Genomic DNA, 25,557 nt, shown 5'->3' on the forward strand with positions numbered 1-25,557 from the left:
GGCGTATGCGGTTTTCGATACGCCCGCGATACCGTCCCCGGGCGGCTCAGCGCCCGGGACGCGTCGACGGGGCGACGAGGGCGGCGAGCTGGTAGGCCGGGGAACGGTCGAGGGCGTCGCGGTCGCGGTCGTAGCGGCGGGTGGTGCGCGGGTCGGCGTGACCGGCGAAGTCCTGCACCACGTGCAGCGGACGGCCCTCGCCCAGCGCGATCGTGATCGCCGAGTGCCGGAAGGAGTGCGGGCTGATGACGAAGCCGACGCCGCACTCCCCCGCGATCCGGTTCACGAGTTTCCACACGTAGGACTGGACGAGCGTCCGGCCCGTCCGGCTGACGAAGATGGGCCCGGACGCCGGGCGTCCGCGTTCGGCGAGGTAGCGTTCGAGCGCCGCGACCGCGGGCGGCGGCAGCGCGAACCTCTTGCTCTGGCCTCCCTTGGTCACCACGTCCAGCACGCGGTGCCCGCTGTCCTCGCTGAGGTCCTCGACGCGTGCGGTGAGCAGAGATCCGATGCGTCCGGCGGTGGCGAACATCAGCCACAGCAGCGCGTAGGTCCGGGCGGTCTCGTGCTCGGCGGCGTAGGTGAGGACGTCGGAGACCTGCTGTTTGGACAGGCCGCGCGTCCGCGAGTGCCGGGTGTCCATGCGCGGGCGTTCCGCGCCCTCGAACGGGTTGGCCGCCACACATCCCTCGCGGACGAGGTACCGGTACCACGACGACACCGCCGCGACCCGCCGGTTCACGGTGGCGCGGGCCAGGCCCGAGGCGACCAGGTCGGCGACGTACAGGTCGGCGTCCCGTGGGAGGGGCGCCTGCGCCTGGGCCGCGCGGGCCGTGCACCACCACACCCACCAGCCGACGTCCCGCAGGTAGGCGGCCTGGGTGTGCGCGGACGAGCGGCGTCCGGACACCAGCCAGATGCCCGTGGCGCGCAGTGCCGGCTCGTCCATTCCGGCGGCGCGCATGAGGCTGGCGAGTTCTCCGGCCGCGCGGGCGGGCGGGGTGCCGCGCAGCGCCCGTTCGGGTGGCGGCGGGACGTCCAGGGCCGTTCCGCGTTCGGCCGGGAGTCCCGCTCCGGTGCCTGTCTCGAGGTCCGCCCGCGTCTCCGTCACGGCCGAAGCCTAGATCCTTCCGGGCGGGTCAGTCGTTCAGGTAGGCGTTGAGCGCGGCGGCGCCGGTGAGCATGGCCCGTCCGCGCGCCGTGAGTCGCTGGTGCCATTCGCGCAGGGTCGGCTGGAGCGCTTCGGGGCCGCCCGCCGTCCGCATCTGCTCCAGCACCTGCCCGATCTGGTCGAGCCCGTAGCAACCGCGCCGCAACTGGTGCGCCATCAGCACGTCCCGGACGTCGTCGGGGCCGTAGACGCGGTAGCCGGTCCGAGGATCCCGGCCGGGGACGACCAGACCGGCGTGTTCCCACTTCCGCAGGGTCGCCGGGCGGATGCCGAGCCGGCGCGCCAGCGGCCCGATGAACGTCCGCCCGCGCGTGATCTCCCCGGCGTCCGGGAGCGTCAGGTCGTGCAGGGCCCGTTCGACGGCCTCCAGCGTGCGCCGGTCGCCCGCCAGCTCGGCGTGGCTCTCGTCGATCAGCCGGAACGCCTCCTCGACCGTGCCGCCGTTCGCCGCCCGCATGATCGCGGACGCCGTCGCGTGGCCGTGCGCCGGGACGAGCGCCAGGAACGCCCGCAGCGCCGCCGCGTGCCGCGGGGCGTAGACGCGGTAGCCGCTCGGCGTGCGCTCGGCGGGCGGCAGGACGCCCGCCTCCTCGTAGTTGCGCACCGCCTGCGTGGACAGGCCGTGCTCCCGAGCCAGGTCGACAGGACGCAACCCCATTTGAGACTTCACCCACAGAACGAAGCGGAGAGAGCGTCAAAGCTTACATCGAAGGTTCAACGATACGATTGAACCTCATGACGGACCCGATCCGGGACGCCGCGCGTCCCTTCCACGGCGACTCCCTCACCGCCCTCCTGCCCGCGACCACCCGCGTCCTCGGCCTCGGCGAACCCACGCACGGCGTCGAGGCGTTCCCGGAGCTGCGCAACGAGCTCTTCCGCCACCTCGTCGAGCACGAGGGGTACCGCTCGGTCGTCCTCGAGAGCGACTGCCTCATGGCCCTCGCCGTCGACGCCCACGTCACCGCCGGCACCGGCGTCCTCGACGAGACGATGGAGCGCGGCTTCAGCCACGGCTGGGGCGCCTACCCCGCCAACCGCGAACTGGTCGCCTGGATGCGCGCCCACAACCAGGAGCGCCCGCCGGGCGAGCGGCTCCACTTCTACGGCATGGACGGCCCGCTGGAGACCGCCGGTGCCGCAAGCCCGCGCGAGGCCCTGACCTTCCTGTACGACCACCTCGCCCCCCACCTCGACCTGCCGGTGAGCCGCGCCGACCTGGACGGGCTCCTCGGCGCGGACGAGCCCTGGACGAACCCGGCCGTCATGATGGACCCGTCGGCGTCCGTGGGCCGGACGCCTGAGGCCCGCGAGCTGCGGCTGGTCGCCGACGACCTGCGTGCGCTCCTCACCGCGCACTCCCCGCACCTGATCGCCGCGACCTCCCCGGACGACTGGTGGCGCGCCGACCTGCACGGGCGCGCCGCGGCCGGGCTCCTGCGCCACCACGCCGCCATGGCCGACCCCTCGCCCGCCCGCGTCGGAACGCTGATGGCGCTGCGCGACACGATGATGGCCGACAACCTCGACGCGATCGTCCGCCGTGAGGAGCGGCGGGGGCCCACGCTCGTCTTCTCGCACAACAGCCACCTGCAGCGCAGCCGCAGCAGCATGAGCTGGGACGGGCGGCGGGTCGAGTGGTGGAGCGCCGGAGCCATCACCGCCGAGCGCCTCGGCGACCGGTACGCCGTCGTGGCGGCCAACTTCGGCACCCGGGGCTCCGACGTCCCCGCGCCGGGCAGCCTCGAAGGGATCCTGTCCGGGCTGCCCGACGCCCGGAGCGTCGTCGACCCGAAGCGTCTCGCCGAGGTCCTCGACCGGAAGCCGGAGCACCGGATCCCGGCCGACCACACCTATGCCTCGCTCGACCCGTCCACGCTCGACCTGGTCGACGCCGTCGTGTTCCTCCGGGAGGTCTGACCCGGCACCGCCTGGTGGGGCGGCCCTCCCACCAGGCGGCCCTCCCACCAGGGTGCGGTCAGCGGGGGTGGTCAGCGGCGGCGCAGCGACGCGTCGAGCAGGGACGGCGGTGTGTCGCGCTTCTCGTGCGCGGCCAGGTCGACGCCCGGCGCGACGATCTTGTCGATCGCGTCCAGGACGTCCGCGGACAGGACGGTGTCGGCGGCGGCGAGCTGCGAGCGCAGGTGGTCGAGCGTCCGCGGGCCGATGATCGCGCTGGTCACGGCCGGGTGCGCGGTGACGAACCCGAGCGCGAGCTGGATCAGCGTGAGGCCCGCCTCGTCGGCGACCTTCACCAGGCGCTCGACCGCGTCCATCCGGGCCCGGTTGGACGGCACCGACACGTCGAAGCGGTCGGGCAGGAGCGTCGCGCGGTGCGTGGTGATCTCCTGCCCCGCGCGGACCGCGCCGGACAGCCAGCCCGACGCGAGCGGGCTCCACACCAGCACGCCCATCCCGTACTCCTCGGTGACCGGCAGGACGTCGGCCTCGATCCCGCGCTGGAGGACGGAGTAGCTCGGCTGCTCGGTGACGTACCGTCCGAGGCGGCCCTCGCGCGCGGCCCACTGGGCCTGGACGATGCGGTGGGCGGGGAAGGTCGAGGAGCCGAAGTGGCGGATCTTCCCGGCCGTCCGCAGGTCGGTCAGCGCCGACAGGGTCTCCTCGTCGGAGGTCGCAGGGCCCCAGCGGTGGATCTGGTAGAGGTCGACGTGGTCGACGCCGAGGCGGCGCAGGCTGTTGTCGAGCTCGGTGACCAGCCAGCGGCGCGAGGAGCCCCGGTGGGCGCGGTCGTCGTCCACCGGCAGCCCCGCCTTGGTCGCCAGGACGATGTCGTCCCGGCGGCCCGCGATGGCCTTGCCGACGATCTCCTCGGAGCCGGGGTAGATGTCGGCCGTGTCGATGAGGTTGATCCCGGCGTCGAGCGCGGCGCCGATGATGGCGTCCGCCTCGTCCTGGCCGGTGGCGCCGATCCTGCCGAAGTTCATCGCGCCGAGCACCAGCGTGCTCACCTGGACTCCGGTGCGTCCCAGGGTGCGGTACCGCATACCGTGCTCCTTCGTCGAACGGGCATGACGTTGGATCGCCCGTTCCCGATCTGGCATCATGGGAACAAGCGGAACCATGTTCCGATTAATATACGGAACATGGTTCCGCTTGGCAACGGGAGAGCGTGATGACCGAGGAGACTGCCGCCGGGAAGGCCGCCCCGCGCAAGCGGGCCGACGCCCGGCGCAACGAGCGGGCACTGCTGGACGCCGCGGCCGCGGTGTTCGTGACCTCGGGCGTCGAGGCGCCCGTGCGCGACATCGCGTCCCGCGCGGGAGTGGGCGTCGCGACCATCTACCGCCACTTCCCGACGCGCGCGGACCTGATCACCGCCGTCTACCGGCACCAGGTCGAGTCCTGCGCCGAGGCCGGGCGGACGCTGCTGGCCGGCGACGCCTCCCCCGCCGAGGCGCTGGGACGATGGGCCGACCAGTTCGTCGACTTCGTCGTCACCAAGCACGGCCTGGCCGCCGCCCTGCAGTCGGACGACCCCGCCTTCCAGTCCCTGCACTCCTGCTTCGTCGACAGCCTCCTTCCCGTGTGCGCCGACCTGCTCCGGGCCGCCGCCGACGCGGGCGAGATCCGCTCCGACGTCAGCGCCTACGAGCTCATGCGCGGCATCGGCAACCTCTGTATCGGCGCGGAGGCCGATCCCCACTATGACGCGCGCCGCCTGGTGGCACTCCTCGTCGCGGGCCTGCGCCGCACTCCCTAGGAGTTCTTTACCGGAACGGCATTCCGGTGAGAGTGACCCGGTGGCTCGCGCCCCGTCTCAGCCGGTCCTGGGGGCGGCGCGCATGCTGACGTGCACGCAGGGCGTCCCGTCGGGCAGCGTGGAGAACACCACCGGCATGTAGTCGTGCCCGAACAGGCCGCCCGCCGCGAACACCGTCGGCGACAGCGGCGTCAGATCGCCCTCGACGCTGGGCGAGAAACCGCCCATGGACTCGACGATCTCCTTCATCCCGCCGACGAACTCGTACCTGATGCGCGCGCGGCCGCCGGAGTCCCGGGTGATGGTCGTGACGACGCCCTCGCGCGCGTAGACGCCGAGCCACGGCGTCATGTCGACCTCGGGCGGGTCCGCCGGCGGCGCGAAGGGCGGTGGCATGCGCACGCCCGCCAGCTCGTCCAGCAGCTCGGCGAACAGGTCCCCGTAGAGGCGGGCGAAGTCGCCGCCGTTGGTGAGCAGGACGAGCGCGACCCCGGCGTCCGGGACGACCCGCAGGTACGACTGCGTCGTCGCGGCGCTGCCGTCGTGCCCGTAGCCGAGGACGCCGTCCCAGTCGTACAGCGCCCAGCCGAGGCCCCATCCGTCCGCCGACATCGACCACCTGTCGGGGCTGTCGACCTCGCGGCGGTGCATCGCCGCGGCGGCCCCGGCCGACAGGATCCGCGTGCCGTCCGGGCCGACTCCCCCGGCCAGGTGCATCCGGGCGAACCGGGCCACGTCGCCCGCCGAGACGATGACCCGGCCGTACGGACCGGCCGAGCGCGGCATCAGGTCCCAGACGGGCGCCGGGACGGGCTCGGTCCCGGGGTCGCCGAGGTGTCCCATGGCGGCGCGGAAGCGCAGCGCCTCCTCGGGCAGCGTCATCGAGTGCTCCAGTCCGAGCGGCGCGAGCACCCGCTCCTTGAGCGCCTGGTCCCAGGTCAGCCCGGTGAGGGTCTCGACGATCCGGCCGAGGACGACGTACCCCGAGCTGCCGTAGGAGAGGGTCGTCCCGGGCGGGCAGTCGAGCGGCACGTTCCGGAGGGCCTCGACGTACCGGGCCACGCAGTCGTCGCCGCGGCCGGTGTCGTGGGTAAAATCGTTGGTCATCCCGCCGGTGTGGGACAGCAGGCGCCGGACGGTGATCCGTCCCGTGGCGTCCAGGTCGGGCGTCGCGAACTCCGGGAGGACGCTCGCGACCGGAGCGTCCAGGTCGAGGACGCTGGAGTCGACGAGCTGCATCACGAGAGTCGCGGTGTAGGTCTTGGCGAGCGACCCGGCCAGGAACACCGTGCCCGGCCTCACCTCCACGCCCGTCCCCCGGTGCGCCAGCCCGCTCGCCAGTTCGTGGACGGAGCCGCCGGTCAGGACGGCCAGCGACGCCCCCGGCACGTGGTGCTTCACGCGCAGTTCGTCGAGCCTGCCCTGCCATCGGCCGATGTCGAACGCCATGGATGTCCCCTTCGGATCACTCGTTGCCGCACACTGTTCGGCGCTCCGCACACCGTACGTTCGCCGCACACTGTGCGCAACCCGTACACTGTCCGGCAACCGTCCGGGGACACGATGAGGAGGCCGCATGGCGACCGGAAGTCAGCCGATCCCCTCGGTGTGGACCCGGCCGCGGCCGCGACGCCGCGAGCAGCCCTCCCTCGGCCGCGAGCAGATCGTCGCCGCCGCGCTGGAGCTCCTGGACGCCGAGGGCATCGACGCGCTGAGCATGCGCAAGCTCGGCACCCGGCTGAACGCGGGCGCCACCTCGATGTACACGCACGTCGCCAACAAGGACGAGCTGCTCGAACTCGTCGTCGACGAGGTCTACGGCGAGATCGAGCTCCCCGCCCCGGGCGACCCGGCCGACTGGCAGGCCGCGGTGTCCCGGTGCATGCACGGCGTGCGCGCCGCGTTCCTGCGCCACCCCTGGGCCGTGTCGGTCCTGGGCGAGACCGGCCTGGCCTACCTCGGGCCGAACGTGCTGCGCCTGATGGAGGGCCTCCTCGCCGTCCTCGAGGACGGCGGCCTCGAGCCCGCGGCGGCCGAGCAGGCCGTCCACACCGTGATCGCCTACGTCGTCGGCGTCGCCACCAGCGAGTCCGCCACGCTGAGGACGCTCGCGCGCAGCGGCCGGACGCAGGAGGAATGGGCCGCGGGCCTGCTGCCCGCCGCCGAGGAGGCCACCCGCGCCTACCCGCGCCTCCACCGCATCTACGCGGCGCGGGGTGACCAGGACGTCCGCGCCGTCCGCGACGACGACTTCACCGTCGGGCTGGAGTGCGTCCTCCAGGGGATCGCCCAACGGTTCGCCGCCGCGAGATAGCGCCGCTCGCCGTCGCGAGGTGGCGCTACTCGCCGCCGGTGGGCGAGACGCCGAGTTCGGCGAGGAAGGCCGCCAGGGCCGGGGACGGCGGGAACCGGCTCCACACCAGGTGCTCCATCCGCGTCGGAGCGTCGCGGATCTGCAGGACGGCCAGGCCGGACAGCTCGGACACGAACGACGCGGGCATCAGCCCGATGCCGAGGCCCCGCTGGATGAGCCGGGCCATGAAGTCCACCGTCGAGATCTCGAAGCCGACCTCCCGCCGGACGCCCGCGGCCGTGAACGCCTCGTCCGACTGCGCCCGCGCCGCCGACCCCGGGGGGAAGTCGACGAACGGCTCGTCCGCGAGGTCGCGCAGGTTCACGTGGTCCTGCCCGGCGAGGGCGTGGCCCGGTGCGACGACCGCGACGAGCTCGCCGCGCGCCAGCTCCCGCCCGCGGACGTCCTTCGGGTGCGCGCCGACCGGGATCCCGAGGAACGCGACGTCCAGGGTGCCGAGCCGCACGCGTTCGACCAGTTCCTCGCTCGCGCCCGACCGCAGGCCGATCCGCACCAGCGGGTGGCGCGCGTGGAAGCGCTCCAGGACGCCGGGCAGGTCCACCGCCGTGACGGTCGGGATCGCGCCGATCGCGATCTGCCCGCGGACCTCCCCGGACACCGCCGCCACCTCGGCCTTCGCGCGTTCCGCCGCGTCCAGCGACAGCCGCGCCGCGGGCAGGAACGCCTCGCCCGCCGGGGTCAGCCGGACGCGGCGGCTCGTCCGGTCGAACAGCCTCGCGCCGAGCTCCCGCTCCAGCCGCGCGATCTGGTGGCTGAGCGCGGACTGCACGACCATGCACCGCTCGGCGGCGCGGGTGAAGGTGCCCGTCTCGGCGACGGCGACGACGTAACGCATCTGCTGGAGCTCCACGAAGCCATCGTGGATCACGATCGATGTCCATGACAAACATGTGTTGGACTCATTGATCAAGGCTGGCCCACGCTGAACGCATGACGACGAGCTCTCATCCCGAGGGCGGCGGGCTGCCGCGCGGACAGCTGGCGCTCATGGCGGCGGCGACCGGGCTGGCCGCCGCGGGCAACTACTTCGCCCAGCCGCTCCTCGACCTGATCGGCCGCGAACTGGACCTCGGTTCCGCGCAGGCGACGCTGCTGGTCACCGCCGCGCAGGCCGGGTACGCGCTCGGCCTGACGCTGCTGGTCCCGCTGGGCGACCTGATGGAACGGCGGCGGCTCGCGGTGGCCCTGTACGCGGCGACGGCGGTGTTCCTGCTGGTGTCGGCGACCGCGCCGAACGGCACCGTCCTGCTCGCCGGGACGGCCCTGACCGCGCTGGCCTCGGTCGGAGCGCAGGTGGTCGTCCCGTTCGCGGCGGCGCTCGCCGCCCCGCACGAACGCGGCAAGGTCGTCGGGACGGTGATGACCGGGCTGATGCTCGGCCTGCTCGTGGCGCGCACCGCGTCCGGCACGCTCGCCGACCTCGGCGGCTGGCGGACGGTCTACTGGGTCGACGCGGTGCTGATGGCCGTCATGGCCGTCCTGCTCCGCGTCTTCCTGCCCCGCCTCGGCGGGCGCGACCGGAGCCTCACCTACCCCGGCCTGCTGCGATCCACCGCGGCGATGTTCCGGTACGAGCCGCTGCTGCGGTGGCGCGCGGGCATCGGCGCCCTCAGCCTGGCCTCGTTCAGCGTCCTGTGGACGGCCGTGACGTTCCTGCTGTCGGGCCCGCCGTACGGCTGGTCCGAGTCGTCCATCGGGTCGGTGGGGCTGCTCGGCGTGGTGGGTGCGCTCACCGCCACGTTCGCGGGGCGGCTCGCCGACCGGGGACTCGTGCAGGCGGTGACCGGCGCCGGGACGGTCCTGCTGGTGCTGTCGTGGGCGGCGTCCGCCGCCGGGGGCCACTCGCTGTTCTGGCTGCTCACCGGCGTGGTCGTCCTCGACCTGGCCCATCAGGCGGTGCTGAACAGCACCCAGAACGTCCTGTACGGGCTGCGGCCCGAGGCCCGCAACCGCATCAACTCCGCCTTCACCACGTCGCTGTTCCTCGGCGGCGCGGCGGGCTCCGCACTGACCTCGTTCGCCTGGGCGCACGGCGGCTGGAACGCCGTGTCCGCGCTGGGCGCCGTCCTCTCGGCGGGAACCGTCCTGCTCTGGATCCTCGAACGCCTCACGCACCGGCGGACGGCCGTCCCGGTCGACCCGGTCCCGGAGCGGACGCCCGCCGCCTCGACCCACTGACAAGGAGAAAACGGCATGTCACGCACCATCCTCATCACCGGCGCCACCGGCACCGTGTCCACGGCGCTGATGGACGCCCTGCAGGACGCCGACGTGCGCCTCCGCGCGCTCGTCCGCGACCCGGCCAAGGCCGACGGCCTCCGCGAACGCGGCGTCGAGGTCGCCGCCGGCGACCTCGACGACCCCCGGTCGCTCCCGGCGGCGTTCGAGGGCGTTCAGGACCTCTGGCTGCTCGTCCCGAACGGTCCGCGCACGCCGGAGCACAACATGAACGCCATGTGGGCCGCGCGCGAGGCGGGCGTGGAACGCGTCGTCCGGCTGTCGGTCGTCGGCGCGGCGCACGACGCGCCGTCCCGCAGCGCCCGGCTGCACGCGCTGTCGGACCGCGAGGTCGAGCAGTGCGGCATGAGCTGGACGATCCTGCGCCCGCACTGGTTCATGCAGAACCTGCTGAACGAGGCGGGCGACGTGGCCGGAGGCGACGCGTTCTCGCTGAACATGGCCGGGGCCCGGCTCGGAATGATCGACGCCCGGGACATCGCCGAGTGCGCCGCCCGGGTCCTGCTGGACGACCCCGGCGTGCACCACGGCCGCACCTACACCCTCACCGGCCCGAGCTCGCTGACGTTCGGCGAGGTCGCCGAGCGGTTCACCGCCGCGCTCGACCGTCCCGTCGGGTACCGGCCGGTCAGCGACGACGCCAAGCGCGAGGCCCTGCTCGGCAACGGCGTCCCGTCCTGGATCGTCGACATGCTCGAGGAGTACGCGCGGGCCTACACCTCCGGCTGGGGCGACTTCACCACCGGCACCGTCGCCGACCTGCTGGGCCGTCCCCCGCGCGACGTCGCCGACTTCGTCCGCGACCACGCCCCCGCCTTCTGCCACTGACAAGGAGCCACATCATGCGACGCACGACCATCTCGGCCCTCCTCGCCCTCGGACTGCTCGGCGCGACGACCGCACCGGCCCAGGCGACGGCGCCGTTCCCCACCGACATCCGCCTCCCGGACGGCTTCCAGCCCGAGGGCATCGCCACCGGGCCCGGCCCGGTCGCCTACGTCGGCTCGATGGCCGACGGCTCCATCTACCGCGCCGACCTGCGCACCGGCCGCGGCGCCGTCTTCAGCAAGGGGCCCGGCACGCAGTCCCTCGGCCTGAAACTCGACGCCTACGGGCACCTGTTCGTCGCGGGCGGCACGGGCGGCGACGCCCGGGTCGTCGACACCCGCACCGGGCGCGTCCTGGCCACCTACCGGCTGACCGGCGGGCCGGCGTTCGTCAACGACATCACGCTCACCGAAGGAGCGGCCTGGATCACCGACTCCACCAACCCGGTCCTCTACAAGCTGCCGCTGCGCGGCGAGAGCCTGCCCGCCAAGGTCGAGCGGATCCCGCTCACCGGCGACATCGCCTACGAGAGCGGCTTCAACGCCAACGGCATCACGCCCACCCCGGACGGGACGGCCCTGCTCGTCGTCCAGTCCAACACCGGCGACCTGTTCCGCGTCGGCCACGACGGCGTGACCCGCCGCGTGAACCTGCACGGCGACTCGCTGAAGGAGGGCGACGGCCTCCTCCTGCGAGGCCGCACCCTCTACGCGGTGCAGAACAGGTACAACACGGTGGCCGTCCTGCACCTGAACAGGGCCGGGACGGACGGCCGGGTCGTCCAGCGGGTCACCGCCCCGCGCCTGTTCGACTGCCCGGCGACCATGGCCGCGTTCGGGTCGCGCCTCTACCTGACCAACGCCCGCTTCGACACGCCGCCCACCCCCACGACGCGCTACGACGCTGTCGCCATCCCCCGTCCCTGACCGCCCGGGAACCCCGTTCGGCGGGCGCCCCATCGGAAGGGATGGGCGCCTGCCGGGCGGGGCCGGTGTCAGGGGGTGTTCTTGTCCAGGATCACCAGCGGGATGTCGCGGGCGGCCTGACCTTGGTAGGTGTCATAGAGGGGGAACACCGAGGCCATCTGGCTCCAGAGCGGCGGCTTCTCCTGATCGGTGGCGGTGCGGGCCAGCGCGGTGAAGACGTCGCTCTCGATCTGGACGGTCACCTGCGGGTGCTCGGTGAGGTTGAGGTACCAGGCGGGATGCTGGGCGGCTCCGCCGTTGGACGCCACCAGCAGGTAGCGGTCCTGGTCACGGCCGTAGATCAGCGCGGTGCGGCGCAGTTTGCCGGATCTGCGGCCGCGTGTGGTGAGCAGCAGCGTCGGCCACCCCTGGTAGAGGTGCCCCTGCGTGCCGCCAGTGTCGAGGTAGGTGCGGATGTGGTCGGCGACCCACTGAGTGGGGCTGTCGAAGACCTCGTCGCCCGGTTGCGTCGTCACGGCACTCCTTGAGGAACTTGATAGTTCAGTTGCTTAAGCTTCTGTCGAGGCAGCATAGCCACTACTTCAGAAACTAAATAGTCAACCTCCTTAATCAACGGCTAAGCTGCGGGCATGAGCGACGAAGCCGACTGCGGAACCGACCTGGTCGTCGCCGAGCTGAGCGGCCTGGTCTTCGAGGCCACCGCGCGGCTGCGCGCCCGGTTCAACGCCGCCGCGGCGGAACTCGGCCTCCCCCCGGCCCAGGCGCTCGTCCTGGTCAACCTGTCCGGCCCCGCCCCCATGCGCCGGCTGGCCGACTGGCTGTCCTGCGAGCCGTCCAACGTCACCGGCATCGTCGACGGCCTGGAACGGCGCGGACTGGTGACCCGCCGGCCCGCTCCCGGCGACCGGCGCGTCAAGCACGTCGTGCTCACCGAGGCGGGTGAGGAGCGCCGTGACCAGCTGCGCTCCCGCAGTCACGCGCTGACCAAGACGTTCTTCGCGCTCCCCGGCCCCGACCAGGAGCACCTGCGCGATCTCTTGGCACGCGTCCTGAGCGACGCCCCACCGGACGGCGACACACGCTGACCGCCTAGGAACCCTGCTCGGCGGTCGTCTCCTCGGAAGGGGCGGGCGCCCGCCACGTGGTGTCGGTCATGGTGGACATCCGGCGGACCGGGGAGAAGAAGCCGATCAGCCAGCGCAGGGCCAGGCCGGTGACGCCGACCCAGAGGGCCGTGCGGACGCTCGTGTACTCGGCGATGGCTCCGGCGACGAGGCCGCCGATCGCGAGGGCGCCCGTGAGCAGGAAGCGGGTCGTGGCGTTCATCCTGCCGAGCATGCCGTCCGGGGTGATCTGCTGGCGGAAGCTGACCAGCAGGACGTTGTCGACGCCGATCTTGAACAGGCTGACCATCCAGCCGAGGCCCGCCAGCCACAGCAGCGGCCCGCGCTCGACCAGGGCGGTGAGCAGGGCGAACGGCGCGACACCGATCCCGACGAGCCACAGGGCGCGGCCGAAACCGAGCCGCCGCGCGAGGGCGGGCGCGGCCGTCGAGCCGAGGAACGCGCCGAGCCCGCCCGCCGCGAGGAACAGACCCAGTACCCCGGCCGGCAGATGCAGCTCACTGGTGAACAGCACCAGGAACGCGACCTGGCAGATCTGGATGCTGAAGTTGGCGAGCGCGCCCTCCAGCACCGCCGGGCGCAGGGCCGGATGCCCGAGGACGAACCGCAGCCCGTCCCCCATGCCGCCCCGCCGGGCCGGAAGCGCGGACTCGGCCGGGCGCAGCTTCCGCAGGAAGCACGCCGACCACAGGTAGCCCACCGCGTCCGCCAGGACGGCGAAGGGCGCGCCGAGGAGCTGGACGACGAAGCCTCCGACGCCGCGCCCCGACACGTCCGCGACGGTGTTGAGGCTGGCCAGCGCCGAGTTCGCGGCCACCAGCCGGTCGCGTCCGACCAGGGCGGGCAGCACGCTGAGGTGCGCGACGTCGAAGAACACGGTCCCGACGCCGGTGAGCAGCGTGACCACGTAGAGCTGCGGAAGCGTCAGCACGTCCAGTGCCCAGGCCGCCGGGACCGACCCGACCAGGACCGCGCGGACCAGGTCGGAGACCACCAGCACGCGCCGCTTGCGCATGCGGTCGACCCACGGCCCGGCCGGGAGGCCCACCAGCAGAAACGCGGCCGTGCTCAACGCGGTCAGCAGGCCGACCTGGCCGGGATTGGCGTGCAGGACGGTCTGCGCGAGCAGCGGGAGGGCGAGCGTGCCGAGCTGTGCGCTGATCTTGGACACCGTCGCCGCGGTGAACAGCAGGCGGAAGTCCCGGTCGGCCAGCACGGGCCGCGGGACGTCGCGAGTGAGGGTCGTCATGCCCGGAACCCTCGCCGAGTCCCGGCTCCGCCTCGATGGATTTAGGCTGGACCGAATCCAGGAGGGAATCGCGTGCTCGAACTGACCTTCTCGGCCGACGATCTGGCCTACACCCGGTTCGCGATCTCACCGCTGTGGGAGACGGTGGCGGCCGTCCGGGTGCTCAAGTACCCGGCCGAGCACCCGCTGCACCGGCGGTGGGCCGAGACCGTCCGGCCGCGGCTCGCCGCCGCCGGAACCCGCCTGGAACCGCTGTCGGAGCTGGTCGCGCCCCGCCTGATCGCCGCGTCCGCGTGCCCGCCGCCGACCTCGCCCGCGCCCGACCTGGACCTCGAACTCGCCGCCCTGCGCCTCCAGCCGCACGACCGGTTCGTCACCGACCGCGCACTGCTCGGCCTGCCGCCCGCCCCCGACCCGCAGGCCGGACTCGACCGGCTCGCCGACACCGTCGCCGAGTTCTGGGACGTCGCCCTCGCGCCCTACTGGCCCCGTATCCGGGCGCTGCTGGACGGCGACATCCTCTACCGCGCGCGCCTGCTCGCCTCCGGCGGCGCGCACCGCCTGTTCGCCGACCTCAGCCCGGGCGTCTCGTGGATGGGCGACCAGCTGAACGTGCCCCGCACCCGTCCCGGCACCGTTCCGCTGGACGGACGCGGGTTGCTGCTCGTGCCGTCCGCCTTCGCCTGGCCCAAGCTGTTCTCCCTCACCGAACCCGGCTGGCAGCCGCTGCTGCGCTACCCGGCGCGCGGCGTCGGGACGCTCTGGGAGCACCGCGAGCGGGACGCGCCGGCCGCGCTCGCGAAGATCCTCGGCGGTTCCCGCGCCCGCCTGCTCGCCCTCCTGGACGAACCGGCCGCCACCGGCGACCTGGCGTTCCGCGCGGGACTCTCGGCCGGCGGAACGTCCCAGCACCTCACCGCGCTGCGTGACGCCGGGCTCGTCTCGGCGCACCGCGCGGGCCGCTACGTCCTCTACGCCCGAACCGAGATCGCCGAGGCCCTCCTCGCCTGACGGGTCACGCCTGACGGGTCACGCTTCCCGGCGAGCGCCGTCGCCGACCAGCGCGGCCAGGTCGAGTTCGTCGCCGTGGACGTCGGCGAGCCACGCGTCGTGGACGTACTCGAAGGCGTAGGTCCGGGTGTCGAGCAGGGCGATGCTGCCCGGTGCGATCTGCTGCCGGGGGTTGATCGGCCGCGCGTCCCTCTTGTTCGCCTTGGGCCCGACGAGCTGGGCGAGCGTGTAGGACGTCGTCGGACCGTACCGGCGCGGACCGTGTTCATGGTGGTAGTGGCCGCCGACGTGCAGCCGCGGTCGCAGATGCTCGATGAGCGCGGTCACCTTCCTGGACCCCTGGGTGACTCCCCGCCACGTCGACAGGCCGTAGGGGCCGTCATGGGTGACCAGGACGTCCACGCTGCCGGGCTCGACGTCCATCAGGCGGGCGTAGGCGCCGGGGTCGAAGTCTGTCGGCCCCGGCTTCTCGATCTTCCCGAGGAACGCCGTTCGCTGCCCCGCGATGTCGGCGATGTGCCCGCACGGGACATGCCGGAACGCGCCGAGCGGGTCGACCGCCGTCAAGGTGCCGCCAGCTTCGTGCAGGCGGGCGAGCCAATCGTGGTCCTCGTGGTTCCCGCTGAGGAACACGAACGGCGGGATCCGTTCCAGAGCGCGACGGACGTCGCCGGCCATCTGCGGCGTTGGATCCAGAAGGCGGAAGAAGTCCCCCTGGGCCGGATGGTCGGCGCCGAACCGTCGGCTCGCGTCGTCCCACCGCTCGGGCCCAGGGAACGCGCCCAGATCCCCGACCTGGACGATGGCGTCGAGCTCGACCTCCCGGTGGCGGGCGAGCAGGACCGCCCCGCCCAGCGCGTGCAGAACGCACCCGTGGACATCACCGAAGAACGCGATCTTCATGAACCGACCTCCCCGATCTTCCTACGCACCGAACCGCAGCCCCCAATGTCGGACGGGACCGACGAAGCGGTCAACCGACTCCCGGCGGGACGGAACGTGCCCGGTGAGCGACGTGCGTGCTCACTGGGCAGGGAGCGTTCAGTCGGTCGCGGTTCCGAACCACTGCGTGAGGCGGGCTTCCAGTTCCCGCTGGTCGTCGCCGACCCAGGCGACGTGGCCGTCCGGGCGCAGCAGGACGGCGGGGACGTCCAGCTCCTCGCTCGTGTCGACGACGTGGTCGACCCGGTCCGCCCATCCGTCGGCCGACAGCCCGCCCGTCTGGTCGAGGAGCAGGCCCCGGCCGCCGTGCGTCAGGTCGTAGAGGCGTCCCCGCTTGAGCTCGACGTCCCGCAGGCGCCGCCCGAGCAGGTCGTGCCCCTCGCCGAGGTCGTAGCGGACGTCGATCGCGATGATCTTCCCGGTCAGGTGGCGGTTCACCTCGTCGAAGTCCATCAGCTCGGCCACCAGCCGCCGCAGGGACCGCGCACCCGGCCCGCTCCCCATCAGGACCGCCTGGGCGCGGGTGTTGTCCAGCACCGCGGCGCCGACGGGACGGCGCTCGTCCTCGTAGGTGTCCAGCAGCCCCTCCGGCGCCCAGCCCTTGATCTCGGCCGCCAGCTTCCAGCCGAGGTTGAACGCGTCCTGGACACCGAGGTTGAGCCCCTGCCCGCCCATCGGCGGGTGGACGTGCGCCGCGTCGCCGGCCAGCAGCACGCGCCCGACCCGGTACCGCTCGGCCTGCCGCGTGGCGTCGGTGAACCGGGACAGGCGGCGCGGCGAGTGGATACCGAAGTCGGTGCCCGCGTACGCGCGCAGCCGCCGCTTGAACTCCTCGAGCGTCGGCGGCGCAGCGCGGTCTTCGGTCACGCCCTCGGCGGGCACCATGACGCGGTGCAGTCCGTCCTCGAGCGGCATCGTGCCGAAGAACCGCTCGGTCTTGCGGACCTCGGTGACGATGGCCAGGATCGCCGCCGGGTCCTCGGTCACCCGCATCTCGCCGAGCAGTGTCTCGGACGTGGCGGGCTCGCCGGGGAAGCCGACGCCGAGCAGTCTGCGCACCGTGCTCCGGCCGCCGTCGCAGCCGACGAGGTAGCGCGAGCGCACCCGCGTCCCGTCGGCGAGCTCGGCCGTGACGCCGTCGTCGTCCTGGGTCAGCCCGATGAGCCCGCTGCCGCGCCGGACCTCGGCGCCGAGCTCGGCCGCGCGCTCGGCGAGCAGCCGCTCGGTGACGGGCTGCTGGATGCCGAGGACGTAGGGATGCGCGGTGTCGATCCGCTCGGGCGCGGGCTTGCTGATACCGGCGAAGAACCCACCGAGCGGGTACTTCTTCCCGTTCTCCAGGAAGCGCCCCAGCAGGCCGCGCTGGTCCATCACCTCGATGCTGCGCACGTGCAGGCCGAGCGCGCGGACGAACAGGACCGGTTCGGCCTCCCGCTCCACCACGAGCACGCCCACGCCGTGCAGCCGCAGCTCGGCGGCCAGCATCAGCCCGGTCGGCCCGCCGCCGACAATGGTCACGTCGACCATGAATCCCCCGATCGTCGAGTCGCTTTCAGCCGTGCGTCATCGCGGGATCAGTGGTGCTTTCGCCGGAAAGGCGCGCCCACCGCTGATCCCGTTTTCGCAGGTCTCGGCTTCAGACGGAGATTCTGCGGCATGCCCCCGGTCTTGCCGCAAGCCCCGGGGTGCGCTATAGATTGAAACTGGAGGGGAGAAGTCGGCCCCTCCTTTCTCGTTCTCCGGAACGCCTGCCGGACGCGGTCAGCGCAGCTCTTCGGCCAGCGAAACGATGACGCCCGCGGGGCCGCGGACGTAGCAGAGCCGGTAGACGTCCGCGTACTCGACCACCTTGCCGACCAGCTCCCCGCCGTGCGCGCCCAGGCGGGCGACGGTGTCGTGGACGTCGTCGACGGCGAACATGACGCTGCGAAGTCCCAGCGTGTTGGGGACGGCGTTGTCCGGCGCGGGGCTGATCGCCACCGGCGAGCGGAACGACGTCAGCTCGAGCTTGCCGTGGCCGTCCGGGGTCCGCATCATCGCGATCTCGACCCGGGTGCCGTCGAGCCCGCAGACGTCGTCCACCCAGGGCCCTTCGACCGGCTCCCTGCCCTCGACCTCCATGCCGAGTTCGACGAAGAACCCGATGGCCGCCTCGAGGTCGTCGACGACGACACTCACGTGATCCATGCGCTGAATTGCCATGCCCACGACCATAGAAGGGGCCTGGGACCTTTTCCCGGCGGTGAATGGCGTGTCAGCGCAGGAGCCGAACGTCTTCGTCGTCTGAACCAGCAGGGACCGGTCGCCGGGGATGAGGCGCATCGGCTCCTCCCCGGGTTCCCAGTCGTCCCTGTGGGTCCAGCGGACCTCGCCGTCGCGGGCGCCGATCCCGCCTACTCCTCGTCGGGGGTTTCGAGGCTTTCGCTGACGCCTCTGACCTGGGCGAGGACGTCGTCGGTGTTGTCGCACCGGAACTCCTCCAGCAGACGCGCGGCCAGGGAGCGTTCGTCCGCCGGGACGGTCTCGTTGGACGCGACGTCCCCGAGGGCCTGGACGAGCCGGGGGTGGGATTCCCCCAAGGACCAGAGCACGTCCCGCGCGATCTCGAGAACCCGGCCGCGAACCGGTCCGGCCTGATCGAGGACCTCGGCGAGCAGGGGCAGGTCGTCCTGCGCGGCGACGCTCAGCGCCGACAACGCCGACAGGTGAGCGCGGCCGGGTTCGGGCGAGACCAGCGGACGCCGCAGGATCCCGGGGATCAGCGCGGCGACGAGCGCCCGCGCCGGACCGCGTGCCTCCTCACCGCCCCGCGCGACGGCGCCGTCCGCGTCCCACCAGTGGTCGAGGGCGATGCCGACGGCCGCGGGGTCGTCGCTGTGGAGCATCGTGCGCATGGCCTCGTGGTACGACGCGTCCGCCGTGGGGAGGCGCAGCCTTCGATGGGCGCGGTGGAGGTCCGGGTCCGGCAGCCGGTGGCCCTCCCAGTGGACGCTGTGCGGCGTTCCGAGGATCAGGTCGGCGGGGCTCCGGCCCAGGAAGCGGGCAGGTGGGTTCTCCTCCCAGCGTTCGGCCGCCTCCTCCATGACCGCGCGGTGCCGGTCCAGCGCGCCCGTCTTGACCAGGTATCTGGCCGCGCGCGCCCGCGTGTCCGGATCGCCTTCGCGGAGCGCGCGCAGCAGGACGTCGTCGGCCCGCGCGCCGAGCCCTTCGGCCAGGATCCGGATCGCCGTCTCCCTGGTGCCGCCGGACTGGGACGCCCCGTCGAAGACCAGGCTCGTCGCCGCCTCCACGAGACGCGGGTCCGGGGTGTCGCTCCGGCCGAGGACCCCGCCCGCCACCCAGAGGGCCTCGCGCCGGACGGCGCCGGAGTCGGTCCTGGAGAGGACGTCGACCACGAGGCCAGCGTCGTCCGGCGTCGCGTGTTCGGCCCCGATCACGTTCAGCGCGCTCACCTCGGCGGGCGAGATCGGACGGCGCAGCACCTCGCGGGCGCGTTCGAGGACCTCGGGCAGGCGGGCGTCCGCGAGGTCCCCGTCGCTCAGGGCGCTCCGGAGCCCCTCCCAGCTCGCGTAGTGGTCGAGCGCGATGCCCACGGCGGCCGGGTCGTCGCTGCGCAGCAGCGTGGAGAACGCCTCCAGGCACGCCTCGTCGCCGAGCGGGAACCGCAGGTCGAAGTGGGCCTGCCGGAGCGCGGGATCGTCAAGCGGAGTGCCCTTCCAGTAGGTGCTGTGGAAGCCTTCGACGGCGTCGCGGACGTCTCCGGAGAAGGGCCCCGCGTCCTCGGGCCAGGAGTCGACGAGTCGTTGGAGCAGGTCCCGGTGCGCGCGGATCTTCGCGGGCCTCGCCAGCTGCCCGGCCGCACTGACCTGGACCCCGAGGTCGTCGGACGCGGTCAGCCGGATGAAGAGCTCCTCCACCTCGGGGAGGTCGAGCTCCCCCAGAGCGTGGATCGCTGAGCCGCGATCCCGCGCGTCCAGGCTCTCGTCGAGGGCGACGGCGCGGACGGCCGCGAGCAGCCGCGCGTTCGGTACCGCGCCGCCCTTGAACGCGTCGCTCTCGAACGCGGTGGACGCCGCGAGCAGCGCCTCCTCCCGCAACCCCGGGGACGGGTCGCCGTCGAGCACGTCGGCGACCCGATCGACGTCCTCGTCCCCACCGAGGTGCCACACCATGGTGAGCGCCCACGAGAGCGCCCGCTCGCGGTGCTCCTCGTCCAGCTCGGCCGCGCGGTCCAGCAGGTCGCGGGAGACGGCGAGCACCTCGCCGTCCAGCGGCGCGTACCGGTTCTCGACGCCCCACCGGGTGTCCGCCTGGGCCTGCTGGTAGTCACTCAGTGCGTCGCACACGACCTCGATGTCGTCACTGTGCAGCCGTTCGCTGAACTCACCGAGACGCGACGTTTCGTCGCCGTCCGACATGGGGCCTCCCTCGCGATCGGCTCGTCAGACTGGCAGACGTGTGGCGCCGCGTCCCACCGTTTTCGGGCTTTTGCGAGCCGGTTCAGGCCGTCGTCCCCTCCAGGACTTCGAGGTAGTGCCGGTTCTCCATGACGGCCAGGACGTTGCCGAAGGGGTCGACGACCGCCGCCGTGACGAACCCCGGGCCGCGCTCGGTCAGCGGCATGTACGGCTCGGCGCCCAGCTCGATGAGGCGGGCGAGCGTGGCCTTCACGTCGTCCACCGCCCAGTGCAGCACCAGCCCGCCCGGCGCGGTCGGCGCGTCCTTCGGAGCGAACCGGCGGTCGATGATGCCGAGTTCGGTCTGGAAGTCACCGATCCGGAACTCCGCGTAGCCCGGACGCTCGAAGTAGGCCTCGACGCCCAGCAGGTCGGCGTACCACTTCTTCGCCGAGTCCAGGTCGTCCGACCAGATGTTGATGGTGGCGGGTCCTCGCAGCATCGTGCACTCCGTCCGTTGTTCTTCGGTGTGCTCAAACCTTCGCAGGCATTGCGGAACATCAGGTTCCTCAATGTCCCGGGGATGCTGAGAGAACTCGACAGTCAGACGGGCTGGACGCGGGAGCGCAGGAGGCAGAACTCGTTGCCTTCCGGGTCGGCCAGGACATGCCAGCTCTCGTCGCCGCTCTGGCCCACGTCGGCGCGCGTGGCGCCGAGGGCGAGCAGCCGCTCCAGCTCGGCGTCCTGGTCGTGGTCGGTGGCGCTGACGTCGATGTGCAGCCGGAGCTTCGCCGGCCGCGGGTCGCCGGTGGGGCTCAGGTAGAGCGTCGGCTGCGGGCCGCCGACCCCGATGTCGGGCGGCCCGATCAGGATGCCCCCGTTGTCCTCGCGCTCGATCTCGACGTAGCCGAGGACCTCGCTCCAGAACACCGCGAGCCGCTCCACGTCGACGCAGTCCAGGGCCAGTTCGGTGATGCGGCATGCCATGCCGGTCAGTGTACGGCGGCGGCCTCGAAGCCGATCAAGGCCGCTTTCTAGGCGTCGTCCGAGGTCGGGACGTCGTCGTCCGGCGTCGCCGTGGCCCGCGTGTAGAGGATCTCGCGGGACTGCTCGGCGGCGCGCATGAGGCTCTCGTTGATGAAGTCGAGGAAGCGGGCCGCGTTCTCGAGGCGCGCGGCGGCCGGGGTCTCCTGGCCGAGGACGCCGACGCCCTGCCGCGCGACCTCGACGAACCGGTCGTTGGAACGGGCGCTGCGGAGCATCGACTGGTACCAGAGGTCGTTGTCGACGACGTAGCGCTCGCGGCGGCGCTCGTCGCGTTCCCGGCGCACGAGGTCCAGGCCGTCGAGGAACGTGATCGCCTTGGAGACGGACGCCGGGCTGACCTGGAGCCGCTGGGCGAGCTCGCCCGCGGTGAGGCTGCCGGTGTCGGTGATGTAGAGGGCGGCCATCACCCGGGCCATCATCTTGGGCAGGCCCGACTCCATGAGGACGGTGCCGAGGGTCTCCTCGTACTCGCGGACGGCCTCGGCGTTCCGTCCGTGCGGCATGGGCGCCGGGTCCGCTCCCCGCGAGGCGGCGGGCCGCCGCCGGTGGGTGCGCTGCTGGGTGGCGTGATGGGCCAGGTCGGCGCGGTAGGCGGTGGGGCCGCCGTTCCGCATCACCTCACGCGTGACGGTCGAGGTCGGACGGTCGAGGCGGCGGGCGATCTCGGCGTAGGCGAGCCCGTCGGCCAGCCCCAGCGCGATCTGCTGGCGTTCCTGCTGGGTGAGCCTGCCTCCGGGCATGCGTTCTCCTGTGCTGTTCCTCGACGCGCTCCTACGCCTCCACGATAGCGCTCACATGCAACGATCGCCATCCGCGCGTTGCATTCACCTTGAATTCATCGCAACGAACAATGCCGCCCACCTGTGCAAATGATGCGTCGAGGCAACGAAAGCAATTCAGAACCCGGAAAGGCAACGTAGCGTTCGTGAGCACCGAAAGCCTCGTGCCGCTTCAGTCGCCCTTGCGCACCGAGGTCGTGCCGACGTCGGCCGGGACGCCGTCCGAGTCGGTCGGCGTGAGTTCCGGAAGCGGCAGGCCGCGCTCGTCGACGAGGACGGAGTGGGCCTCGTCCGCGGCGAAGGCATGGCGTTCGCCCCACTGCCGCAGGGCGACGACGACGGTGAACAGGTCGCGTCCGGCCGGGGTGAGCCTGTAGAGCTGCCGCTTCCCCGAGGGGGCGGTGTCCCGCTCGAGGACGCCGCGCTCGACCAGCCGCCGGAGCCGGTCGGTGAGGATGTTGCGCGCGATGCCGGTGCACTGCTGGAAGTCGGTGAACGCGCGCGCCCCGTCCATGGCGTCCCGGACGATGAGCAGGCTCCAGCGGTCGCCGACCAGATCGAGGGTCCGCGCCACCGGGCAGGACGGATCGGTCCAGGTCACGTCCCCGGTGTGGATCCCGGTCCCGGCCATCACGCCTCCAGAAGAGTTGCTGATTGAAACCATTCTGCCGTACGGTCGAAACAGTTGCAATTTGCTACTCTTTGAAGGAGGGCGGATGGGGTCGACCCCTGCCCGAAGGATGTTGTTCGCCGCCGTGTGCGCGGTCGCGGTCGCGAGCCTCTACGCCGCACAACCCGCGCTCGCCCAGATCCGCGACGACCTGGACGTGCCGGACGCGCGCCTCGGCTGGATCGTCGCGGCCGGGCAGCTCGGCTACCTCGCCGGCCTGGCCGTCCTCGTCCCCTTGGGCGACATGATCGACCGCCGCAGGCTCATGGCGGGACACCTGCTGCTCACCGCCGTGGGCGCGCTGCTGGCCGCGACCGCCTCGCGAACCTGGGTGCTGCTCGCCGGGCTGGCCGTCGCGGGCCTGTTCGCGGTCGTCGTGCAGACGACGGTCGCCTACGCCGCGGCCTTGTCCACCCCCGAGGAACGCGGCCGGACGCTCGGCACCGTCACCTCGGGCGTCGTCATCGGCATCCTCGGGGCGCGGATCGCGAGCGGCGCGCTGGCCACGGCCTGGGGCTGGCGCAGCGTGTACGTCGTGCTCGCGGTGCTGCTCGTGGCACTCGCGGGTCTCGTCCTGCGAGTCCTTCCACCGGACCCGCGCGCCGAACGCCCGACGTACCGGCAGGTGATGACGTCGCTGGGCGGCCTGTTCCGCGAGCGCCTGTTCGTCTCGCGCGGACTGATCGCGTTCTTCCTGTTCGCCTCGTTCGGCACGCTGTGGAGCGGCCTCGCGCTCCCGCTCGCGGCCGCGCCGTGGCACCTGAGCTCGGCCCAGATCGGCCTGTTCGGACTGGCCGGCCTGGTCGGCGCGCTCGGCGCCGGACGCGCGGGACGCTGGGCCGACGCCGGGTTCGCCAGCGCGGTCACCGGCGGCGCGCTCGCGCTCCTCGCCGCCTCGTGGCTGGCCATCGCGCAGGCGTCGTGGTCGCTGTGGCTCGTCGTCCTCGGCGTGGTGGTGCTCGACTTCGCCGTGCAAGCCGTGCACGTGAGCAACCAGCACCTGCTCACCATGACCTACACGGACCGCACCAGCGGCGTCGTCGGCGGCTACATGATCTTCTACTCGCTCGGCTCCGCCCTCGGCGCCACCGCCACGACCACCGTGTTCGCCGGCGCCGGATGGACCGGCTCCAGCGTCCTCGGCGCGGCCTTCGCCGTCTGCGCCCTCGTGGTCTGGGCGGCCAACCGCCGCCCGGCAGCGGCCCCTGAACCCGCCGCTTGCGGAACACCGGCCACCTCACTGAGATAGGCGGATGCTCGAAACCTCCGTGCGGCTGCTGCGCCTGCTGTCGCTGCTCCAGGCTCGCCCCGAGTGGAGCGGCCCCGACCTCGCCGAACGGCTCGACGTCACCACCCGGACCGTCCGGAACGACATCGAGAAGCTGCGCACCCTCGGGTACGAGATCGACTCGGCCAGCGGCCCGGCGGGCGGCTACCGGCTGGGCGCGGGCGCGGCGCTGCCGCCGCTGGTCCTGGACGACGAGGAGACCGTCGCGGTCGCGGTCAGCCTGCACGCGGCCGCGAGCGGGACGGTCGGCGGGATCGAGGAGGCGTCGCTGCGGGCGCTCGCCAAACTCCGCCGGTTCCTGCCGTCCCGCTTGCGGCACCGCGTCGAGGCCGTGCAGGCGGCCACGGTCTCGATCGCCGGACGCGGCCCGACCGTGGACGCCGACACCCTCACCGCCATCGCCGCGGCCGTCCGCGACCACGAGCAACTCAGGTTCGACTACGAGACCCACGACGGCACGTCCGCGTCCCGCACGGCCGAACCGCACCGCCTCGTCTACACCGGCCGCCGCTGGTACCTGCTGGCCTGGGACAACGCCCGCGAAGACTGGCGGACGTTCCGCGCCGACCGGATCAGCCTCCGCACCCCGAACGGCCCCCGCTTCACCCCGCGCGAGCCACCAGAGGACGCCGGGGCACGCGTCCAACGCGGCATCGGCTCAACCGCCTGGCGCTACCAGGCACGAGTCCGGCTGCACGAAGCCCCGGACCACCTGCCCCCGTCCGTCGGCGTCCTGCACGACGACGGCGTCCTGGAAACGGGCGGCGACTCCCTCCTCAACCTGTCGGCGTTCCTGGGCAGCCTCGACGTCCCCTTCACCGTCCTGGACCCCCCAGAACTACGCGCCTACCTCCACCACCTGGCCACCCGCTACTCCCAAGCCTGACACCCCCATCCCCGTGTGATGGCCCTGCCTTGATATCGGTGGTGACGCTGGATGGTCCTCAGCGCAGCAGGATGCGGTGGCGTAGCAGGTCGAATCCCGCACGGCCGCCCTCTGATCGGCTGACTTCGGGGAAAGGACATACCCCGGGCCGGTGCGGAGGCCGGGCCGGGGCATGGGTGTGCTCTGGCGGTGCTAGATGTACTCGAGGAGCCAGCCGACCGGGTTGTTGTCAGCCACGTCGGCGCCGTTCTTCTTCACGCGCCCGACGGCGATCTTCTGGATGCCCTTGGGGAGCTTCTTGGCGTGGCGGCCGTCGGCCTGGTTGATGTCCCAGTCCGTGGCGGGGAGCCAGGTCGTGCCGTTGTGCATGGTCACCTTCAGGCGCACGTCCACCCAGCTGGAACCGAAGCTGAGGTAGGCGTCGCCCCACACTCCGGTCTGGTTGGGCTGGGGGATGGCCAGCAGGAGGGCGTACCTGTAGTGGATGATTCCGCCGTTCTCGTTGTACGCGAAGCCTTCGGGGATCTCGCCGAGCTGGAAGTTGGCCATCTGTACTCCTGCCTGTGAGGAGAGCGCCGCCGTTCGAGGAGCGGACTTCTCGGGCTTCCGCAGATCCTCACGTTAGGTGAACGTTCCGTAACGCAAGAGGGGGTGATGCGCCACATCCGGCGGGCCGTCGGGTCAGCCAACTGCGCCGTGTAGGTGCATTCCGCGAGGGGTGAGCAGAGGCGGAGCTCAAGACCCGAGTGAAAGGGCAGCCGTCCCATGGAGTGGATCGGAACGGCCCGTGGTGATTTGCTCGCACAGCCTCCCTGTGGCCACATCATCCACCCCGGCCGCCCACCGGTTGCGCCTCGCGGCGAATGACCGTGCGGCGCGAACTGCGCTCCGACGTGCCCCAGCGTC

The 25,557-nt window shown here is 72.4% G+C and carries 26 protein-coding genes; 10 read left to right on the top strand and 16 right to left on the bottom strand.

The features are described from left to right. Positions 1–46: 46 nt before the first annotated feature. Together EBO15_RS24460 and EBO15_RS24465 are read right to left on the bottom strand one after the other, a co-directional pair. Positions 47–1,111, bottom strand: a complete 1,065-nt coding sequence (locus tag EBO15_RS24460) for a tyrosine-type recombinase/integrase (protein WP_122196780.1) — start codon at positions 1,109–1,111, stop codon at positions 47–49. Positions 1,112–1,139: 28 nt separating this feature from the next. Then, entirely contained in the window at positions 1,140–1,829 is a 690-nt protein-coding gene (locus EBO15_RS24465) for a TioE family transcriptional regulator (protein WP_122196781.1), read from the bottom strand. A 77-nt stretch (positions 1,830–1,906) separates the two neighbouring features. Between EBO15_RS24465 and EBO15_RS24470 the strand changes: the two genes are divergently transcribed. Beyond that, entirely contained in the window at positions 1,907–3,091 is a 1,185-nt protein-coding gene (locus EBO15_RS24470) for an erythromycin esterase family protein (protein WP_122196782.1), read from the top strand. Between the two features lie 71 nt (positions 3,092–3,162). Here EBO15_RS24470 and EBO15_RS24475 read toward each other — a convergent pair whose 3' ends face one another. Further along, positions 3,163–4,176 carry an aldo/keto reductase gene (locus EBO15_RS24475; RefSeq protein ID WP_122196783.1) on the bottom strand — a complete coding sequence of 338 codons (1,014 nt, stop codon included), beginning with the start codon at positions 4,174–4,176 and terminating at the stop codon, positions 3,163–3,165. Positions 4,177–4,304: 128 nt separating this feature from the next. Between EBO15_RS24475 and EBO15_RS24480 the strand changes: the two genes are divergently transcribed. Continuing rightward, positions 4,305–4,892, top strand: a complete 588-nt coding sequence (locus tag EBO15_RS24480) for a TetR/AcrR family transcriptional regulator (RefSeq protein ID WP_122196784.1) — start codon at positions 4,305–4,307, stop codon at positions 4,890–4,892. A gap of 57 nt (positions 4,893–4,949) precedes the next feature. Here EBO15_RS24480 and EBO15_RS24485 read toward each other — a convergent pair whose 3' ends face one another. Then, positions 4,950–6,341: a serine hydrolase domain-containing protein gene (locus EBO15_RS24485; RefSeq protein WP_122196785.1), complete on the bottom strand. Its 1,392-nt coding sequence runs from the start codon at positions 6,339–6,341 to the stop codon at positions 4,950–4,952. Between the two features lie 127 nt (positions 6,342–6,468). Between EBO15_RS24485 and EBO15_RS24490 the strand changes: the two genes are divergently transcribed. After that, positions 6,469–7,206: a TetR/AcrR family transcriptional regulator gene (locus EBO15_RS24490; protein WP_122196786.1), complete on the top strand. Its 738-nt coding sequence runs from the start codon at positions 6,469–6,471 to the stop codon at positions 7,204–7,206. A 25-nt stretch (positions 7,207–7,231) separates the two neighbouring features. Here EBO15_RS24490 and EBO15_RS24495 read toward each other — a convergent pair whose 3' ends face one another. Further along, on the bottom strand, positions 7,232–8,134 hold the full coding sequence (locus EBO15_RS24495) for a LysR substrate-binding domain-containing protein (protein ID WP_325051937.1): 903 nt from the start codon (positions 8,132–8,134) through the stop codon (positions 7,232–7,234). A 62-nt stretch (positions 8,135–8,196) separates the two neighbouring features. Here EBO15_RS24495 and EBO15_RS24500 point away from each other — a divergent pair, with 62 nt between their 5' ends. Genes EBO15_RS24500 through EBO15_RS24510 form a run of 3 tightly spaced genes read left to right on the top strand, consistent with a single transcriptional unit; the run spans position 8,197 to position 11,258 of the window. Next, positions 8,197–9,444 carry an MFS transporter gene (locus EBO15_RS24500; RefSeq protein WP_122196787.1) on the top strand — a complete coding sequence of 416 codons (1,248 nt, stop codon included), beginning with the start codon at positions 8,197–8,199 and terminating at the stop codon, positions 9,442–9,444. A gap of 15 nt (positions 9,445–9,459) precedes the next feature. Continuing rightward, entirely contained in the window at positions 9,460–10,332 is an 873-nt protein-coding gene (locus EBO15_RS24505) for an SDR family oxidoreductase (RefSeq protein ID WP_122196788.1), read from the top strand. Between the two features lie 14 nt (positions 10,333–10,346). After that, positions 10,347–11,258, top strand: a complete 912-nt coding sequence (locus EBO15_RS24510) for an SMP-30/gluconolactonase/LRE family protein (protein WP_122196789.1) — start codon at positions 10,347–10,349, stop codon at positions 11,256–11,258. A 68-nt stretch (positions 11,259–11,326) separates the two neighbouring features. Here the strand turns inward: EBO15_RS24510 and EBO15_RS24515 are convergent, their stop codons facing one another. Then, positions 11,327–11,773: a nitroreductase family deazaflavin-dependent oxidoreductase gene (locus tag EBO15_RS24515; RefSeq protein WP_122196790.1), complete on the bottom strand. Its 447-nt coding sequence runs from the start codon at positions 11,771–11,773 to the stop codon at positions 11,327–11,329. A 114-nt stretch (positions 11,774–11,887) separates the two neighbouring features. Between EBO15_RS24515 and EBO15_RS24520 the strand changes: the two genes are divergently transcribed. Further along, positions 11,888–12,343 carry a MarR family winged helix-turn-helix transcriptional regulator gene (locus EBO15_RS24520; protein WP_122196791.1) on the top strand — a complete coding sequence of 152 codons (456 nt, stop codon included), beginning with the start codon at positions 11,888–11,890 and terminating at the stop codon, positions 12,341–12,343. A 4-nt stretch (positions 12,344–12,347) separates the two neighbouring features. On the opposite strand, the gene EBO15_RS24525 is transcribed toward EBO15_RS24520, so the two are convergent. Continuing rightward, complete coding sequence (locus tag EBO15_RS24525; RefSeq protein WP_199744782.1) at positions 12,348–13,631, bottom strand: MFS transporter; 1,284 nt, start codon at positions 13,629–13,631, stop codon at positions 12,348–12,350. A 72-nt stretch (positions 13,632–13,703) separates the two neighbouring features. Between EBO15_RS24525 and EBO15_RS24530 the strand changes: the two genes are divergently transcribed. Further along, positions 13,704–14,642 (top strand): ArsR/SmtB family transcription factor, encoded by a 939-nt coding sequence (locus tag EBO15_RS24530; protein WP_122196792.1) that lies wholly within the window; start codon positions 13,704–13,706, stop codon positions 14,640–14,642. A gap of 18 nt (positions 14,643–14,660) precedes the next feature. On the opposite strand, the gene EBO15_RS24535 is transcribed toward EBO15_RS24530, so the two are convergent. The 8 genes from EBO15_RS24535 to EBO15_RS24570 form a co-directional block, all read right to left on the bottom strand. After that, entirely contained in the window at positions 14,661–15,545 is an 885-nt protein-coding gene (locus tag EBO15_RS24535) for a metallophosphoesterase family protein (RefSeq protein ID WP_122196793.1), read from the bottom strand. A gap of 138 nt (positions 15,546–15,683) precedes the next feature. Then, positions 15,684–17,111, bottom strand: coding sequence for a rifampin monooxygenase (gene rox / locus EBO15_RS24540; RefSeq protein WP_122196794.1), 1,428 nt, complete (start codon positions 17,109–17,111; stop codon positions 15,684–15,686). Positions 17,112–17,345: 234 nt separating this feature from the next. Then, positions 17,346–17,771, bottom strand: coding sequence for a VOC family protein (locus tag EBO15_RS24545; protein ID WP_122196795.1), 426 nt, complete (start codon positions 17,769–17,771; stop codon positions 17,346–17,348). A 206-nt stretch (positions 17,772–17,977) separates the two neighbouring features. After that, on the bottom strand, positions 17,978–20,002 hold the full coding sequence (locus EBO15_RS24550) for a hypothetical protein (RefSeq protein ID WP_122196796.1): 2,025 nt from the start codon (positions 20,000–20,002) through the stop codon (positions 17,978–17,980). 82 nt (positions 20,003–20,084) lie between these two features. Further along, positions 20,085–20,483, bottom strand: a complete 399-nt coding sequence (locus tag EBO15_RS24555; protein WP_122196797.1) for a VOC family protein — start codon at positions 20,481–20,483, stop codon at positions 20,085–20,087. A 101-nt stretch (positions 20,484–20,584) separates the two neighbouring features. Further along, the gene (locus EBO15_RS24560; RefSeq protein ID WP_122196798.1) at positions 20,585–20,968 is read right to left on the bottom strand and encodes a VOC family protein; all 384 of its coding nucleotides are present in this window, start codon (positions 20,966–20,968) and stop codon (positions 20,585–20,587) included. Between the two features lie 47 nt (positions 20,969–21,015). Beyond that, entirely contained in the window at positions 21,016–21,768 is a 753-nt protein-coding gene (locus EBO15_RS24565) for a GbsR/MarR family transcriptional regulator (RefSeq protein ID WP_122196799.1), read from the bottom strand. Between the two features lie 211 nt (positions 21,769–21,979). Then, on the bottom strand, positions 21,980–22,438 hold the full coding sequence (locus tag EBO15_RS24570; protein WP_122196800.1) for a winged helix-turn-helix transcriptional regulator: 459 nt from the start codon (positions 22,436–22,438) through the stop codon (positions 21,980–21,982). A gap of 85 nt (positions 22,439–22,523) precedes the next feature. Here EBO15_RS24570 and EBO15_RS24575 point away from each other — a divergent pair, with 85 nt between their 5' ends. Further along, positions 22,524–23,726, top strand: coding sequence for an MFS transporter (locus tag EBO15_RS24575; protein WP_122196801.1), 1,203 nt, complete (start codon positions 22,524–22,526; stop codon positions 23,724–23,726). Between the two features lie 4 nt (positions 23,727–23,730). Then, positions 23,731–24,651, top strand: a complete 921-nt coding sequence (locus EBO15_RS24580) for a helix-turn-helix transcriptional regulator (RefSeq protein ID WP_122196802.1) — start codon at positions 23,731–23,733, stop codon at positions 24,649–24,651. Between the two features lie 192 nt (positions 24,652–24,843). Here EBO15_RS24580 and EBO15_RS24585 read toward each other — a convergent pair whose 3' ends face one another. Beyond that, positions 24,844–25,200: a hypothetical protein gene (locus EBO15_RS24585; RefSeq protein WP_122196803.1), complete on the bottom strand. Its 357-nt coding sequence runs from the start codon at positions 25,198–25,200 to the stop codon at positions 24,844–24,846. Positions 25,201–25,557: the final 357 nt, after the last annotated feature.

The organism is Actinomadura harenae (assembly GCF_003696215.1).
Classification (GTDB): Bacteria; Actinomycetota; Actinomycetes; order Streptosporangiales; family Streptosporangiaceae; genus Spirillospora; species Spirillospora harenae.